The sequence below is a fragment of the Pseudomonas sp. RC10 genome (assembly GCF_038397775.1).
In the GTDB taxonomy this organism is placed as follows: domain Bacteria; phylum Pseudomonadota; class Gammaproteobacteria; order Pseudomonadales; family Pseudomonadaceae; genus Aquipseudomonas; species Aquipseudomonas bambusae.
Map to the genome: position 1 here is coordinate 1,976,713 of NZ_CP151650.1, position 15,166 is coordinate 1,991,878.

A 15,166-nucleotide genomic window follows, 5' to 3' on the forward strand; every position below is an offset into this window, starting at 1 on the left:
TTGCGAGAAGCATTTTATTTTGGGTTGAGGGGCGGTAATGACTGATACGCGTCGTTGGTTCTGGCTGGGCGGGGTTGTCCTGCTGTGCCTGTTTGTCTGGCTGCTGCACGCCATCCTCACGCCGTTCCTGGTGGCGTTGCTGCTGGCGTACATGGGCGATCCCCTGGCGGATCGGCTGGAAAAACTGAAATTTTCACGCACCTGGAGTGTGGTGACGGTCTTCGTGTTCTTCACCCTCATTTTCATGGGGCTGTTGTTGGTGCTGGTGCCGATGCTTGCCAAGCAGTTGTACCGCTTGTACGAACTGGCGCCGCAGATGCTCGACTGGCTGCAGCACACCGCGCTGCCGTGGACTCAGGCGAAATTGGGGCTGGCGGACGGGTTCTGGAAGTTCGACAAGGTCAAGGCGGCGATCTCCGAACACATGGGGCAGACCGGCGACATCGTCGGGATCATTCTGGCCCAGGCCACGACTTCGACCCTGGCGCTGATCGGCTGGTTGACCAATCTGGTGCTGATCCCGGTGGTCTGCTTCTATTTATTGCGTGATTGGGACGTGATGATGGCGAAAGTGCGCAGCCTGCTGCCCCGTCATCGCGAGAAGAAGATCGTGGCGCTGGCCGATGAGTGCCACGAAGTGCTGGGGGCGTTCATTCGCGGTCAGTTGCTGGTGATGGTCGCGCTCGGGGTGATTTACGCGGCGGGCCTGATGCTGGTCGGCCTTGAGCTTGGTCTGTTGATCGGGGTCATCGCGGGTCTGGCAGCCATCGTGCCTTATATGGGCTTCGTGATCGGCATCGGCTCAGCGATTCTGGCGGGCTTCTTCCAGTTCGGCGGTGATCTGTACCCGATGCTGGGGATTGTCGCGGTGTTCATGGTCGGTCAGGCGCTTGAAGGCATGGTGCTGACGCCGTTGCTGGTGGGCGATCGGATCGGCCTTCATCCAGTGGCCGTGATCTTCGCGATCCTGGCCGGTGGCGAACTGTTCGGGTTCACCGGCATCCTGCTGGCCCTGCCGGTGGCGGCGGTGATCATGGTGCTGGTGCGGCATGTGCACGATTTGTATAAAGAGTCGGATATCTACGGCGGGATGGAAGACCCGGATTTGTAGGTCTTCGGGCGCGACTGACTGTAGGAGTGAGCTTGCTCGCGATCGCGGTATATCAGCCTCAGAAATAGAGTCTGGCAGTGCGCAATCGCGAGCAAGCTCACTCCTACAGGGTATCGGTGTGACGCCCATAATCCGCGGCCTGGCCCGGGATAGACGCAAGCCTTTGATTTTGCACGCCCTCTGGCGCATTGTGCGGCCCGTCCTGCGGGTATAAACTTTGCACACTTTACACAGAGGCCCCTTGGCGGTTCTTCATCGAGCCGTTCAGCCAGCATGAAACCAGTTCAGCTGCCCCTGAGTGTGCGTCTGCGTGATGACGCCACCTTCATCAATTACTATCCAGGCGCCAATGCCGCTGCACTCGGCTACGTCGAGCGCCTGTGCGAAGCCGAGGCCGGGTGGACTGAAAGCCTCATCTATTTATGGGGCAAGCACGGGGTAGGGCGCACTCATCTGTTGCAAGCGGCCTGCCTGCGTTTCGAGCAGATGGGCGAACCTGCTGTTTACCTGCCCATGGCTGAAGTCATTGATGAAGGCGTCGAGCTGTTCGATCACCTTGAGCAATATGAGCTGGTGTGTCTCGACGACATTCAGGCCGTCGTCGGCAAGCCTGAATGGGAAGAAGCGCTGTTTCATCTATTCAACCGCTTGCGTGACAGCGGCCGCCGTCTGCTGATCGCCGCTTCCTGTTCCCCTCGCGAGTTGCCGGTCAAGCTGGCCGACCTCAAGTCGCGGCTGACCATGGCGCTGGTGTTCCAGATGCGCCTGCTGTCCGACGAAGAAAAGCTCCGTGCCCTGCAATTGCGCGCTTCCCGTCGTGGCTTGCACCTGACGGACGAAGTCGGGCATTTCATCCTCACTCGGGGCAAACGCAGCATGAGTGCGTTGTTCGATCTGCTCGAAGAACTGGATCAGGCTTCCTTGCAGGCCCAGCGCAAGCTGACCATTCCCTTCCTTAAAGAGACTTTGGGTTGGTGAATCCGCCCGTGGTCGATCCGGCGCTGGTCCTGCAGACCGCAGCGGCCCTGCGTCATGCCAAACGCATTCTGATCATCACCGGTGCCGGGCTGTCGGCGGATTCAGGCCTGCCGACTTATCGCGGCGTGGGCGGCCTTTATAACGGCCACACCGACGACGGGCTGCCCATTGAAATGGCACTGTCCGGCCCGATGCTACGTCGCGACCCCGGCCTGTGCTGGAAATACATTGCCCAATTGGGCAGCGCGTGCCTCGGTGGACAGCCCAATGCGGCGCATTACGCCATCGCTGAGTTGCAGCGGCGCAAACCGGAATGTTGGGTACTGACGCAAAACGTTGACGGCTATCACCGTGCGGCGGGGAGTCCGCCGGAACGCTTGATCGAGATTCACGGCCAGTTGGCGCCGCTCTATTGCCAGTCTTGTGGCGCTGAAGACCCACAGTTGAGCGAGCACCTGCAGCGGCCCTTGCCGCCTTTATGCACGCAGTGCCATGGCGTGCTGAGACCGCCGGTCGTTTTGTTTGAAGAGATGCTGCCAGAGCTGGCATTGAATGTGCTGTACGAAGAGATGGCAAAAGGCTTTGACGCTGTGCTCAGCATCGGAACCACTGCCAGCTTCCCTTATATCCACGAGCCGATGTTTCGCACGCGGGTGGCAGGAGGCTTTACCGCCGAGATCAACCCCTCGTCGACCGATCACTCCATTCACATGGATGCATTTCTAAGGTGTAGAGCCTTAGATGTGATGGAGGACCTGGTAAGTCACATTTGATTCGATTGAATTTGCAAATGATGACGATTGAGGGCATAGTCTCGGCTTCTTTACACATCCGCCACGGTCGTGCCCATGCTGAATCGCTTCGCACCCCTCGTGCCTCTCGCACTCGTAACGCTGCTGTTCGGCTGCGCGGCCCAGATGCCAGCGTCGCAACAACAGTCGCAGAACCCGCAATTCCGGGACTCTGCCACCGCACAAACTGCCAAGCGTGCCGATTACTCCTCTTCCGTACTGGATGACGAAATCGCCACCGAAGACGAATTGGCCCAGTTCTCCGACAACAAGCCGTATCAGTTGCCGGTCTTGGCTGACAGCATTCTGGAACGTGGCAAATCGTTGATCGGGACTCGCTACCGTTTCGGTGGCACCTCGACCACGTCCGGCTTCGATTGCAGCGGTTTCATCGGCTACCTGTTCCGCGAAGAGGCGGGCATGAGCCTGCCGCGTTCTTCCCGCGAAATGATCAATATCGACGCTCCTCTGGTCAAGCGTAACGACCTGAAGCCTGGCGACTTGCTGTTCTTCAGCACCGCAGGCCGCGGCCGCGTCAGCCATGCCGGCATCTACCTGGGCGATGACCAGTTCATCCACTCCAGCAGCCGTCGCAGTGGCGGTGTGCGCGTCGATAGCCTCGACGATGCTTATTGGGCCCGTACGTTCATCGAAGCCAAGCGCGCGCTGGCCATGGCACCTTCCCAGGTTCCAGAAACCACGACCGCCATGACCTCGACTACAATCAAGCGCCAACACCGTTAAATACGGGCCGCGCAGTTAGGGGAAGCCCTGATTGCGCAAGGTTCCGGCCTCCGGCAGAGTAAGCCGCATCCTAGGAAGGTTGTTGTGTTTATGTCGATTACGGTTCGCCTGGCTGTTGCTTCACTGGCTGCATTGCTGGCCGCTTGTTCCAGCACTCCGCCGCCATCTCCCCCCAAGGTCGCCTACCGGCCTGTGATCGCTGCTCCCCCTCAATTCAATTCTCCCGTTGCGGATGACGTGCTGTTACGTGCCATCGGACTTGTTGGCACGCCGTACCGTTGGGGTGGCAATACGCCTGACTCCGGCTTCGACTGCAGCGGCCTGATTGGCTACGTCTATCACGACGCTGCTGGCATCACCCTGCCGCGCTCGACCCGCGAGATGATCACCCTGCGTGGACCGGACATCGACCGCAGCCAGTTGCAGACCGGCGACCTGGTGTTCTTCGCCACGGGCGGCGGCTCGAACGTGAGCCATGCCGGGATCTATGTCGGTGAAGGCCGTTTCGTTCATGCGCCTGCCACCGGCGGCACCGTCAAGCTCGACAGCCTCGACAAGCCGTATTGGCAGAAAGCCTGGCTGAACGCCAAACGTGTGATCCAGCCGTCGAATCTCGCCCGCAGCAACTGATCCTTTTCCCTGTGGTTTGCTGCGTGGCTGTTGCGCAGCAAACACCTGCAATAACCTTGCGTACGCCACTCGCCTTTGTAGGAGCGCGCTTGCCCGCGATGGTGTCGGGTCAGTCGGCTCATGCGTATCAGAGAAGCTGCTTTCGCGGGCAAGCGCGCTCCTACATGAGTCGCTATTGGACCGCCGCTTCGATTGACGCTCGGTAGTCAACCCTCTAACCTTCGCCGATTGTTTCAGGTGCCCGTCAAACAGGGTGAAACAGGGAAGCCGGTGCGAACGCCTTTGCGATCAATTCCGGCGCTGCCTCCGCAACGGTAAATGAGTCAAGGCTGCGCACGATGCCACTGTGTTCGATGAACATGGGAAGGCGCGCAGTCAGTGATCCGCTCATGAGTCCGGAGACCGGCCTGATCCATTCAACAGCATCACGGAGGGCGATGCTCTGCGCAGGCTCGGCGTTGTCCGGTGCCTGCTGTCAGCCTTTGTCCGTGCCCTCCGTTTGCCACACCTGCCCTCAAGCGGAGAGCTGAGATGAGCGAATCCCCCGAACGTGACGAACGCCACTTGGCGCGCATGCTGCGCAAAAAGGCGGTGATGGACGAGCGCATTGCCAGCGCCCCCAATGAATGCGGCCTGTTGCTGGTCCTGACCGGCAACGGCAAGGGCAAGAGCAGTTCGGCGTTCGGCATGCTGGCGCGGGCCATGGGCCACGGCATGCAGTGCGGCGTGGTGCAGTTCATCAAAGGCCGCAACGCCACGGGCGAAGAGCTGTTCTTTCGCCGTTTCCCCGAGCAAGTGCGCTATCACGTCATGGGCGAAGGCTTCACGTGGGAGACCCAGGACCGCCAGCGCGACATCGCGGCGGCCGAGGCGGCGTGGGTCGTGACCCGAGAATTCCTGCGCGATCCCGAGATAGGCCTGGTGATCCTCGACGAACTGAACATCGCCCTCAAACACGGCTACCTCGATCTGGAACAGGTGTTGAGCGACCTCCAGGCGCGTCCGCCGATGCAGCACGTGGTCGTCACTGGCCGTGGCGCGAAGCAGGAATTGATCGACCTGTCTGACACGGTGTCCGAGATTGGCGTGGTCAAGCACGCGTTTCAGGCGGGCATCAAGGCGCAGAAGGGCATTGAGCTGTGAGTGAGGCTCGTCAATGCCCTGCGGTCCTGATCGCGGCACCTGCGTCTGGCCAGGGCAAAACCACCGTGACCGCAGCCTTGGCGCGCTTGCATCGCAATCAGGGTCGTAACGTTCGTGTATTCAAATGCGGTCCGGATTTTCTCGACCCGATGATTCTCGAACGCGCCAGCGGTAATCCCGTTTATCAATTGGACATGTGGATGGTGGGCGAGGATGAGAGCCGACGCCTGCTGTGGGAAGCCGCCGCCGATGCTGATCTGATCCTGATCGAGGGCGTGATGGGGCTGTTCGACGGAACGCCTTCCAGCGCGGATCTGGCGCGGCGTTTCGGCGTGCCGGTGCTGGGCGTGATCGACGGCACGGCCATGGCTCAAACCTTCGGGGCGCTGGCGTTGGGCCTCGCGCGCTATCAACCGGACCTGCCGTTCGCGGGCGTGCTGGCCAATCGGGTTGGCACCGTGCGTCATGCCCAGTTGCTCGAAGGCAGCCTGACTGAAGGCTTGCGCTGGTATGGCGCGTTGTCGCGGGAAACCGGCATCGAACTGCCGAGTCGCCATCTGGGGCTGGTGCAGGCGAGCGAACTGAACGACCTGGACGTGCGCCTTGACGCGGCCGCCGATGCATTGGCCAGCACTTGCGATTCGACGTTGCCGCCTGCCGTGACATTTGAAGCGCCCGATAGCGTGCCCGCCGAACCGCTGTTGGCCGACGTGCGCATCGCCGTTGCCCGTGACGAGGCGTTCGCCTTTACCTACGGCGCCAGCCTCGACCTGTTGCGGGCGATGGGCGCTGAGCTGCTGTTTTTCTCCCCGATCCGCGACAGCCAGTTGCCAGACGCAGACAGCCTGTACCTGCCCGGTGGTTACCCGGAGCTACATCACGTGGCGCTTGGTCAGAACCACTCGATGCTCGACGCCATTCGCGCTCACCACGCCGCCGGCAAACCGCTGCTCGCGGAGTGCGGCGGCATGCTTTACCTGCTGAACGCCCTGACCGACGTAGACGGCCAACGCGCGGAACTGGTGGGCCTGTTGGACGGCGAGGCGGTGATGCAGAAACGTCTGGCGGCCCTCGCCCTGCAATCGGTCGAATTGCCGGAAGGCGTCTTGCGCGGGCACACGTATCATCATTCGCTGACCAGCACCGAACTGACCCCGATTGCCCGTGGCGTGAGCCCCAACGGCGGGCGCGGCGCGGAAGCGGTGTACCGGGAAGGGCGGATGACGGCGTCGTACGTGCACTTCTATTTCCCTTCCAACCCACAGGCGATGGCGGCGCTGTTTTTGCCATGACGTGTCTGTCGGTGTTCTCCATCGTAGGACTGACCCGATTTTCCGGTGGGAACACGGTTTCCTGTAGGGGCGAATTCATTCGCGAGAGGGCGGTACATCCGAAGCCTTTCTATCGGCTGTGCCTGCGCATCGCGAATACATTCGCTCCTACAGCAGGTGCACGTGTGGTCAGCCATGGCGAGGTGCGCTCGTGACGGATCACGCCTTCAGCGACGCCGAACGCGCGGCGGTCTACCGGGCCATTGCCGAACGCCGGGACATGCGGCATTTCACCGGCGGCGCTGTGGCACCCGAGCTGTTGGCCCGCCTGCTGGAAGCCGCACACCACGCGCCAAGCGTCGGTCTGATGCAGCCGTGGCGCTTCATTCGGATCAGCGACCGTCAACTGCGCCGCCAGATTCAGGCCCAAGTTGAAGAAGAGCGCATCCGCACCGCTGAAGCCTTGGGCGAGCGCTCCGACGACTTCATGAAACTCAAGGTCGAAGGCATCAACGACTGCGCCGAAGTGCTGGTCGCGGCCTTGATGGACGATCGGGAGAAGCACATTTTCGGCCGTCGCACGTTGCCGGAGATGGACATGGCGTCGCTGTCCTGTGCGATTCAAAACCTGTGGCTCGCGGCCCGGGCCGAAGGGTTGGGCATGGGCTGGGTCTCATTATTCGAACCTCAAGCGCTGGCCGACCTGCTGGAGATGCCAACCGGTTCAAAACCTTTGGCGATCCTGTGTCTGGGCCCGGTCAAGGAATTTTACCCGGCGCCGATGCTGGTATTGGAGGGGTGGGCGCAGGCGCGTCCGCTGCAAGAGTTGGTCTACGAAAACACATGGGGAGTGAGCGCATGAGCGTGGCGTTGTTGAGCGTCGCCGGGGTCGCGCTGGATGCGCTGCTGGGCGAGCCAAAACGAAACCACCCGCTGGTGGCCTTCGGCCGATATGCCGAGCGCATCGAGCAACGTTTCAACGGCGGCGGTCGCGGCTGGCGCAGCCATGGCGTCACGGCGTGGTTCATCGCGGTCATCCCGCTGACCCTGTTGGTGACCTTCCTCAGTTGGCTGCCTTATATCGGCTGGCTGGTGGAAGTTGCCGCGCTGTACTGTGCCCTTGGCCTGCGCAGCCTGGGCGAACATGTGGCGCCGGTGGCGCAGGCCTTGCGCAGCGATGACCTGGAAGAAGCGCGGCGTCGCGTGGGTTTCCTCGTCAGTCGCCAGACGTCTGAACTGGACGCCACCGACGTTGCCCGCGCCGCCACCGAATCGGTGCTGGAAAACGGCAGCGATGCCGTGTTCGCCGCGATCTTCTGGTTCGTTGTACTGGGCGCGCCCGGCGTGATCCTCTATCGCCTGAGCAATACCCTCGACGCGATGTGGGGCTATCGCAACGAACGCTTCGAACGTTTCGGTTGGGCGGCGGCAAAGATTGACGACCTGCTCAATTACATTCCCGCGCGTCTGGTGGCGTTGACCTACGCAGTGCTCGGCAAAACCCGACTGGCGTTGCGCTGCTGGCGGACGCAGGCCCCCAAATGGGACAGCCCGAACGCGGGTCCCGTCATGGCGGCAGGTGCCGGTGCCTTGGGCGTCGAACTGGGCGGCGCGGCGATTTACCATGGCGAGCTGCACCAGCGTCCGCAATTAGGCGAAGGTGCACCCGCCGATGCGAATTCCATTGATCGAGGCTGGCAACTGGTGCAGCGTGGCGTCTGGCTGTGGTTGCTGATGTTGTGTCTGGGGACTGAATTCTATGCTTGAACACGGCGGTCGGTTGCGGGGTGCGGTACAGAAATACGGCATCGACGAGGCCGACTGGCTCGACCTGTCCAGCGGGATTTCACCTTGGTCCTGGCCGATTCCGCCGATCCCGGATTCAGCGTGGGCGCGTTTGCCTGAAACCGATGACGGCCTCGAAGCGGCGGCCTGTGCGTATTACGGCGTGGCGGATCTGCTGCCCGTGGCCGGTTCCCAAGCCGCGATTCAGGCGCTGCCGCGTTTGCGTCAGGCGGGCAAGGTCGGCGTGCTGTCGCCGTGTTACGCCGAACACGCCGAGGCTTGGCGCAGCAACGGATTTCTGGTGCGCGAAGTGCTGGAGCATGAGGTCGAGCGCTTCATCGACGTCCTCGACGTGCTGGTGGTGGTCAACCCGAACAACCCCACAGGCCTGAGCCTGACCCAGGAACGCTTGCTGGAATGGCATGCCCGGCTGGCGCAACGCGGCGGCTGGCTGGTGGTGGACGAAGCGTTCATGGACAACACGCCACACCTGAGCCTTGCCGCCGAAACCCAACGTCCGGGTCTGATCGTGCTGCGCTCGTTTGGCAAGTTCTTCGGTCTGGCAGGCGTGCGCCTGGGTTTCGTACTGGCCGAGTCACGTTTTCTCAAAGTCCTGGCCAAACAGATCGGACCATGGTCGGTGAGCGGTCCTACACGGATTCTCGGCAAAGCCTGCTTTGACGACGTTGAAGGTCATCGCGTGCAACGAGAGCGCACAGCGCACGCAAGTGAACGCCTGGTCGAGCTTCTGAGCCGGCACGGCTTTGCCCCTCAAGGGGGCTGCGCGTTATTCCAATGGCTGGTGACGCCGATGGCTGTTGAGCTGCACGAGTTCTGCGCTCAGCGCGGGATTCTGCTGCGGATCTTCCTCAACAACAGCCCGGCTCACAGCAGCCTGCGTTTTGGTCTGCCTCGAGATGAAGCGGATTGGCAGCGACTGGAGCGGGCGTTGAGCGAATTTTCCGGGGAGCGTGCATGAAGCATCCGAAGGCTGGCAAAACCCTCATGGTGCAAGGCACCACGTCGGACGCCGGTAAAAGCACCCTCGTGACCGCGCTGTGCCGCTGGCTGACCCGCCAGGGCGTGCGCACGGTGCCATTCAAGCCGCAGAACATGGCGCTCAACAGTGCCGTGACCGCCGACGGCGGCGAGATTGGCCGGGCACAAGCCGTGCAGGCTCAGGCCTGTGGCCTTGAACCGCACACCGACATGAACCCGGTGCTGCTCAAACCCAACAGCGACACTGGCGCGCAAGTGATCATCCACGGGCGCGCGGTGACCACCATGAACGCCGTCGCTTATCACGACTACAAAGCCATCGCCATGCAGGCGGTCCTGGCCTCCCATAAACGGCTGAGCGAAGGCTGGCCGGTGGTCATGGTCGAAGGCGCGGGTTCGCCAGCGGAAATCAATCTGCGGGCGGGCGACATTGCCAACATGGGCTTTGCCGAGGCGGTGGATTGCCCGGTGTTGCTGGTGGCCGACATCAATCGCGGCGGTGTTTTTGCGCACTTGGTGGGCACGCTGGAACTGTTGTCCCCCAGCGAACAGGCGCGGGTCAAGGGCTTCATCATCAACCGTTTCCGGGGCGATATCGCCTTGCTCCAACCGGGCCTGGACTGGCTTGAACAGCGCACCGGCAAACCGGTGGTGGGCGTTCTGCCGTATGTGATGGACCTGCATCTGGAGGCCGAAGACGGCCTCGATCAGCGTCAGACCGACAAGGCCGAACAGGTGCTCAACGTCGTCGTGCCGGTGCTGCCGCGCATCAGTAATCACACCGATTTCGACCCGCTGCGTCTGCACCCGCAGGTCAATCTGCAATTCGTCGGGCCGGGTCAAGCGATTCCCCCCGCCGACCTGATCATCCTGCCGGGTTCGAAGAGCGTACGCAGCGACCTGACCTACCTGCGCAACAACGGTTGGGACACGGCCATCGCCCGGCATCTGCGCTACGGCGGGAAAGTGCTGGGGATTTGCGGCGGTCTGCAAATGCTCGGCGAAGAACTGCATGACCCGCTCGGGCTGGAAGGCGCGGCAGGGTCGAGCCCGGGTCTGGGCCTGTTGGCCATCAGCACGGTGCTGGAAAAGGAAAAGCAGCTGCGTAATGTCACCGGGCGGTTGACCCTGGAAGATGCAGACGTCAGCGGCTATGAAATTCATGCGGGCGTGACCAACGGGCCTGCGCTTGAGCGCCCATTGGTGCAGCTCAGCGACGGCCGATGCGATGGCGCGCAAAGCGCCGATGGCCAAGTGCTCGGCACCTATTTGCACGGGTTGTTCGAAAACCCGGCGTCCAGCAGCGCTTTGCTGCGCTGGGCCGGTTTGCAAAACGTACAGTCGGTCGATTATCACGGTCTGCGCGAGCGCGACATCGAACGGTTGGCCGATCTGGTGGAGAACCATCTGGACGGCAAATTACTGCGCGAACTCTGCGGACTGGAGCCTGTTTGATGTTGCAACTGATCCTCGGCGGTGCGCGTTCCGGCAAGAGTCGGCTGGCGGAAAAGCTGGCCAGCGACAGTGGCCTCGATGTCGTGTACATCGCCACTAGCCAGCCGCTGGACGGCGAGATGAATCAACGGGTGGCGTCGCACCGCGCACGTCGCCCGGACACGTGGGGGCTGGTCGAAGAACCGCTTGAACTGGCCCGCGTACTGAAAGAAAACGCAGGGGAGGGCACTTGCCTGTTGGTGGACTGCCTGACCCTGTGGCTGACCAATCTGCTGATGCTGGACGATCCGCAGCGACTGGCGCAGGAGCGCGACGTCCTACTCGACTGCCTGGCGCAACTGCCGGGCGACATCATTTTTGTCAGCAACGAAACCGGGCTGGGCGTCGTGCCCCTCGGTGAGCTGACCCGTCGTTATGTCGATGAAGTCGGCTGGCTGCATCAGGCGCTGGCCGAACGGTGCCAGCGTGTGGTGTTTACCGTCGCCGGACTGCCCATGACCCTGAAAGGAACCCCGCTATGAGCAATGCCTGGTGGCTCGCGCCGTCCCGAGAAGTCGATCAAGCCAGCCGTGAGCAGGCGTTGGCCCGGCAGCAGCAACTGACTAAACCGACTGGCTCGTTGGGCCAGCTGGAAGCGGTCGCCGTGCAACTGGCCGGTCTGCAAGGCCAGGTTAAACCCACGCTAGATAAGGTTTGGATCGCGATTTTTGCGGGCGATCATGGCGTCGTCGCGGAAGGGGTGTCGGCTTATCCCCAGGAAGTCACCGGGCAGATGCTGCACAACTTCATCATGGGCGGCGCGGCGATCAGCGTCCTGGCGAAACAGCTTTCGGCACAGCTGGATGTGATCGATCTCGGCACCGTCTCGCCGCTGAACCTGCCGGGTGTGCGTCACCTGAACCTTGGCGCGGGCACCGCCAATTTCGCCAAGGACGAGGCGATGACTCAGGAGCAACTGGAAGGCGCGTTGGCAGGCGGGCGTGACAGCGTGCTGCGCGCCAAGGCGGCGGGCACTCAACTGTTCATCGGTGGCGAGATGGGCATCGGCAACACCACGGCGGCCAGCGCGGTCGCCTGCTCGTTGCTCAATTGTCCGGCGGTGCTGCTGGTCGGTCCTGGCACCGGGCTGGACGCACAAGGCATCAGCCACAAGGCGCAGGTCATCGAACAGGCCCTGCAACTGCACGCGGCGCAGTCCGGCGATGCGCTGGGCAGCCTGCGTGCGCTGGGTGGTTTCGAAGTGGCCGCGTTGGTCGGCGCGTACCTGGCCTGCGCTCAAGAGGGTATCGCCGCGCTGGTGGACGGCTTTATCTGCACCGTGGCGGCGTTGGTGGCCGTGCGCTTGAACCCGTCGTGCCGCGAATGGCTGTTCTTCGCCCATCGCGGCGCTGAGCCGGGTCATCGCCATGTGCTGGAGACTTTGCAGGCCGAGCCTTTGCTGGAACTGGGCCTGCGGCTGGGCGAGGGCAGTGGTGCTGCGTTGGCGGTGCCGCTGTTGCGTCTGGCGTGCGAGCTGCACAACGGCATGGCGACGTTCGCTGAAGCCGCCGTGGCGGATCGCCCGGCATGACGTTGCGCCTGGACCTCCTGCGTCATGGCGAAACCGAACAGGGTGGCGGCCTGCGCGGCAGCCTGGACGATGCGTTGACCCCGACCGGCTGGCAGCAGATGCGTGATGCCGTCGCAGCGCTTAGTGGTTGGGACCGGGTCGTCAGCTCCCCATTACAGCGCTGTGCACGCTTTGCAGAAGAACTGTCGGCGCGGTTGTCCTTGCCGCTGCAACTCGAACCCGATCTGCAAGAGCTGCATTTCGGCGACTGGGAAGGCGTGAGCACCGCGGAACTGATGGAGGCCGACGCCGATGGGCTGGGTCGCTTCTGGGAAAACCCCTACACCTTCACGCCGCCCAATGGCGAGCCAGTGTCGACGTTTTCCCAGCGTGTGCATGGCGCGGTCCGACGTCTTCATGGGGCTTACGAGGGCGAGCGGATTTTGCTGATCAGCCATGGCGGGGTGATGCGCCTGTTACTGGCCCAGGCTCGCGGTTTGCCCCGTGAACACTTGCTGCAGGTGGTCGTCGGTCATGGCGACCTGATCGGGGTCAATGTCGACGCGGATGGCGCGCTGACGGAGGTGTAAATGCTGCCGTTCTGGATCGCCCTGCAATTTCTCAGCAGTCTGCCCATTCGCCTGTCGGGCATGCCCGCACCTCAAGCGTTGGGGCGATCGCTGCTGTTTTATCCACTGGTGGGCGTGCTGTTCGGCTCGATCCTGATGGGCCTGAACCTGCTGCTCGACGGCACTCCTCTTCTGCTTCACGCCGCCTTGCTACTGGCCGCGTGGGTGCTGCTCAGCGGCGGTCTGCACTTGGACGGGCTGGCGGACAGTGCCGATGCGTGGCTCGGCGGTTTCGGCGACCGCGAACGCACCCTGACCATCATGAAAGACCCTCGCAGTGGGCCGATTGCCGTGGTCACGCTGGTGATCGTGCTGCTGCTGAAATTCACCGCCGTACTGGCGCTGGTCGAACAGCACCACAGCGTTGGCCTGTTGTTGGCCCCTGTCATCGGACGGGCTTCGATGCTGGGGCTGTTCCTCACTACGCCTTACGTGCGAGCGGGTGGATTGGGCCAGGCGCTGGCGGATCACCTCCCGCGTCGTCTTGGGGCGCAAGTGCTGGCGTTGACGACGCTGGCCTGTGTGCTGGTGGCGGGCTGGGCCGGGTTGTGGTCGGTACTGTTCGCGACGGTCGGGTTTTTCGGGCTTCGTCGATTGATGATCCAGCGGCTGGGGGGCAGCACGGGCGATACCGCCGGGGCATTGCTGGAGTTGCTGGAGACGTTGGTGGTGGTGACGTTGGCGTTGCGCTGAGCCAAATACGACCTTCCAGCGAACCGGTCTTGTCCGTTCCCGTCACCTTGATTGACACCCTTTAGGCTCACGCGTAGCGTGCCTGAATCTGATTGGTGGCATATGCAACTAATGCCCCACGCACCGCTTTTGGAGATAAAAAATGACATCCGTCTGGCGTACCAGTGGCTGGGTCTTGTTGGGCAGTGCCCTGATTCTGGCCCTCTCGCTGGGAACGCGGCATGGCTTCGGGTTGTTTTTGCCGCCCATGAGCGCGCAGTTCGGCTGGGGTCGGGAGGTCTTTGCGTTTGCCATCGCGCTGCAGAACCTGGTCTGGGGCCTGGCCCAACCCTTCACTGGCGCGCTGGCTGATCGCTTCGGTGCTGCCAAAGTCGTACTGGTGGGTGGTGTGCTGTATGCCGTGGGGCTGGGATTGATGAGCATGGCCGACTCACCGGCGACACTGTCCCTGAGTGCAGGATTGCTGATCGGCATCGGGCTCTCAGGCACGACCTTTTCGGTCATCCTCGGGGTGGTCGGGCGCGCTTTGCCACCCGAACAGCGCAGTATGGGCATGGGCCTCGCCAGCGCGGCGGGGTCGTTCGGGCAGTTCGCCATGCTGCCCGGCACCCTGGGGTTGATCGGCTGGCTGGGCTGGTCCATGGCGCTGGTCGCGTTGGGCTTGCTGGTGGCGTTCATCCTGCCGTTGGTGGCGATGCTCAAGGACAAACCCGCGCCCGTCGTTGCAGGTGAGCAGACCTTGAAGGAGGCCTTGCGAGAGGCCTGTACGCATTCCGGCTTCTGGCTGCTGGCGTTCGGGTTCTTCGTCTGCGGGTTTCAAGTGGTGTTCATCGGCGTTCACCTCCCTGCGTATCTCGTGGACCAGCATTTGCCCGCCACCGTGGGCACCACCGTGCTGGCCTTGATCGGGTTGTTTAACGTGTTCGGCACCTACGTCGCGGGTTGGCTGGGCGGGCGGATGTCCAAGCCGCGGCTGCTGACGGCGCTGTACCTGCTGCGAGCGGTGGTGATTGTGCTGTTCCTCTGGGCGCCACTGACCCAGACCACCGCTTACCTGTTCGGCATGGCGATGGGGCTGCTCTGGCTGTCCACCGTTCCGTTGACCAATGGCACCGTCGCCACGCTGTTCGGCGTGCGTAACCTGTCGATGCTCGGCGGTATCGTGTTCCTCTTCCACCAGTTGGGCGCCTTTTTGGGCGGCTGGCTGGGGGGCGTGGTGTATGACCATACCGGGAGTTACGACATGATCTGGCACGTCTCGATTGCGTTGAGCCTGATGGCGGCCGCTCTCAACTGGCCGGTACGCGAGCGGCCCGTGGCGCGCCTGCAGCTTCAGCCGTTGGCACTGTGACCCGATTGACGCCCTGGCTGGCAGGCGTCGCCATTGT

At 62.6% G+C, this 15,166-nt stretch carries 16 protein-coding genes and 1 riboswitch; all 16 genes read left to right on the plus strand.

Features of this window, described 5'->3' with window-relative positions; translation table 11 throughout:
- The first annotated feature begins 37 nt into the window (after window positions 1-37).
- Window positions 38-1,111, plus strand: a complete 1,074-nt coding sequence (locus tag AAEO81_RS09200) for an AI-2E family transporter (protein WP_341963039.1) — start codon at window positions 38-40, stop codon at window positions 1,109-1,111.
- Between the two features lie 273 nt (window positions 1,112-1,384).
- Complete coding sequence (gene hda / locus AAEO81_RS09205) at window positions 1,385-2,089, plus strand: DnaA regulatory inactivator Hda (RefSeq protein ID WP_166596635.1); 705 nt, start codon at window positions 1,385-1,387, stop codon at window positions 2,087-2,089.
- Between the two features lie 8 nt (window positions 2,090-2,097).
- Window positions 2,098-2,862 (plus strand): NAD-dependent deacylase, encoded by a 765-nt coding sequence (locus AAEO81_RS09210; protein ID WP_341964506.1) that lies wholly within the window; start codon window positions 2,098-2,100, stop codon window positions 2,860-2,862.
- 75 nt (window positions 2,863-2,937) lie between these two features.
- Window positions 2,938-3,624 (plus strand): C40 family peptidase, encoded by a 687-nt coding sequence (locus AAEO81_RS09215; RefSeq protein WP_166596636.1) that lies wholly within the window; start codon window positions 2,938-2,940, stop codon window positions 3,622-3,624.
- Window positions 3,625-3,714: 90 nt separating this feature from the next.
- Window positions 3,715-4,254 (plus strand): C40 family peptidase, encoded by a 540-nt coding sequence (locus AAEO81_RS09220; RefSeq protein WP_166596637.1) that lies wholly within the window; start codon window positions 3,715-3,717, stop codon window positions 4,252-4,254.
- Between the two features lie 218 nt (window positions 4,255-4,472).
- Window positions 4,473-4,680, plus strand: a riboswitch (cobalamin riboswitch).
- A 105-nt stretch (window positions 4,681-4,785) separates the two neighbouring features.
- Window positions 4,786-5,397, plus strand: coding sequence for a cob(I)yrinic acid a,c-diamide adenosyltransferase (gene cobO, locus AAEO81_RS09225; RefSeq protein ID WP_166596638.1), 612 nt, complete (start codon window positions 4,786-4,788; stop codon window positions 5,395-5,397).
- Window positions 5,394-6,689 (plus strand): cobyrinate a,c-diamide synthase, encoded by a 1,296-nt coding sequence (locus AAEO81_RS09230; RefSeq protein WP_341963041.1) that lies wholly within the window; start codon window positions 5,394-5,396, stop codon window positions 6,687-6,689. The genes cobO and AAEO81_RS09230 overlap by 4 nt, the downstream gene beginning before the upstream one ends.
- Window positions 6,690-6,879: 190 nt before the next feature.
- Window positions 6,880-7,530, plus strand: a complete 651-nt coding sequence (gene bluB, locus AAEO81_RS09235; RefSeq protein ID WP_341963042.1) for a 5,6-dimethylbenzimidazole synthase — start codon at window positions 6,880-6,882, stop codon at window positions 7,528-7,530.
- Window positions 7,527-8,435 carry an adenosylcobinamide-phosphate synthase CbiB gene (gene cbiB / locus AAEO81_RS09240; protein ID WP_341963043.1) on the plus strand — a complete coding sequence of 303 codons (909 nt, stop codon included), beginning with the start codon at window positions 7,527-7,529 and terminating at the stop codon, window positions 8,433-8,435. The genes bluB and cbiB overlap by 4 nt, the downstream gene beginning before the upstream one ends.
- Complete coding sequence (cobD, locus tag AAEO81_RS09245) at window positions 8,428-9,432, plus strand: threonine-phosphate decarboxylase CobD (RefSeq protein ID WP_341963044.1); 1,005 nt, start codon at window positions 8,428-8,430, stop codon at window positions 9,430-9,432. The genes cbiB and cobD overlap by 8 nt, the downstream gene beginning before the upstream one ends.
- A complete protein-coding gene (locus AAEO81_RS09250) occupies window positions 9,429-10,907 on the plus strand; it encodes a cobyric acid synthase (protein ID WP_341963045.1) in 1,479 nt (492 codons plus the stop codon). The genes cobD and AAEO81_RS09250 overlap by 4 nt, the downstream gene beginning before the upstream one ends.
- Window positions 10,907-11,428 (plus strand): bifunctional adenosylcobinamide kinase/adenosylcobinamide-phosphate guanylyltransferase, encoded by a 522-nt coding sequence (gene cobU, locus AAEO81_RS09255; protein ID WP_341963046.1) that lies wholly within the window; start codon window positions 10,907-10,909, stop codon window positions 11,426-11,428. Before AAEO81_RS09250 ends, cobU begins: the two co-directional genes overlap by 1 nt.
- Window positions 11,425-12,477 carry a nicotinate-nucleotide--dimethylbenzimidazole phosphoribosyltransferase gene (gene cobT, locus AAEO81_RS09260; RefSeq protein WP_341963048.1) on the plus strand — a complete coding sequence of 351 codons (1,053 nt, stop codon included), beginning with the start codon at window positions 11,425-11,427 and terminating at the stop codon, window positions 12,475-12,477. The genes cobU and cobT overlap by 4 nt, the downstream gene beginning before the upstream one ends.
- Window positions 12,474-13,046, plus strand: a complete 573-nt coding sequence (gene cobC, locus AAEO81_RS09265; protein WP_341963049.1) for an alpha-ribazole phosphatase family protein — start codon at window positions 12,474-12,476, stop codon at window positions 13,044-13,046. Before cobT ends, cobC begins: the two co-directional genes overlap by 4 nt.
- Window positions 13,047-13,778: an adenosylcobinamide-GDP ribazoletransferase gene (locus AAEO81_RS09270; protein WP_341963051.1), complete on the plus strand. Its 732-nt coding sequence runs from the start codon at window positions 13,047-13,049 to the stop codon at window positions 13,776-13,778.
- A gap of 142 nt (window positions 13,779-13,920) precedes the next feature.
- Window positions 13,921-15,129, plus strand: coding sequence for an MFS transporter (locus AAEO81_RS09275; RefSeq protein ID WP_341963053.1), 1,209 nt, complete (start codon window positions 13,921-13,923; stop codon window positions 15,127-15,129).
- Window positions 15,130-15,166: the final 37 nt, after the last annotated feature.

Excerpts from the sequence above, each read along its gene's own strand:
- AAEO81_RS09200 (WP_341963039.1), top strand. The coding sequence starts at position 38 with ATGACTGATACGCGTCGTTGGTTCTGGCTGGGCGGGGTTGTCCTGCTG.
- hda (WP_166596635.1), top strand. The coding sequence starts at position 1,385 with ATGAAACCAGTTCAGCTGCCCCTGAGTGTGCGTCTGCGTGATGACGCC.
- AAEO81_RS09215 (WP_166596636.1), top strand. The coding sequence starts at position 2,938 with ATGCTGAATCGCTTCGCACCCCTCGTGCCTCTCGCACTCGTAACGCTG.
- AAEO81_RS09220 (WP_166596637.1), top strand. The coding sequence starts at position 3,715 with ATGTCGATTACGGTTCGCCTGGCTGTTGCTTCACTGGCTGCATTGCTG.
- cobO (WP_166596638.1), top strand. The coding sequence starts at position 4,786 with ATGAGCGAATCCCCCGAACGTGACGAACGCCACTTGGCGCGCATGCTG.
- cbiB (WP_341963043.1), top strand. The coding sequence starts at position 7,527 with ATGAGCGTGGCGTTGTTGAGCGTCGCCGGGGTCGCGCTGGATGCGCTG.
- cobD (WP_341963044.1), top strand. The coding sequence starts at position 8,428 with ATGCTTGAACACGGCGGTCGGTTGCGGGGTGCGGTACAGAAATACGGC.
- AAEO81_RS09250 (WP_341963045.1), top strand. The coding sequence starts at position 9,429 with ATGAAGCATCCGAAGGCTGGCAAAACCCTCATGGTGCAAGGCACCACG.
- cobU (WP_341963046.1), top strand. The coding sequence starts at position 10,907 with ATGTTGCAACTGATCCTCGGCGGTGCGCGTTCCGGCAAGAGTCGGCTG.
- cobT (WP_341963048.1), top strand. The coding sequence starts at position 11,425 with ATGAGCAATGCCTGGTGGCTCGCGCCGTCCCGAGAAGTCGATCAAGCC.
- cobC (WP_341963049.1), top strand. The coding sequence starts at position 12,474 with ATGACGTTGCGCCTGGACCTCCTGCGTCATGGCGAAACCGAACAGGGT.
- AAEO81_RS09270 (WP_341963051.1), top strand. The coding sequence starts at position 13,047 with ATGCTGCCGTTCTGGATCGCCCTGCAATTTCTCAGCAGTCTGCCCATT.
- AAEO81_RS09275 (WP_341963053.1), top strand. The coding sequence starts at position 13,921 with ATGACATCCGTCTGGCGTACCAGTGGCTGGGTCTTGTTGGGCAGTGCC.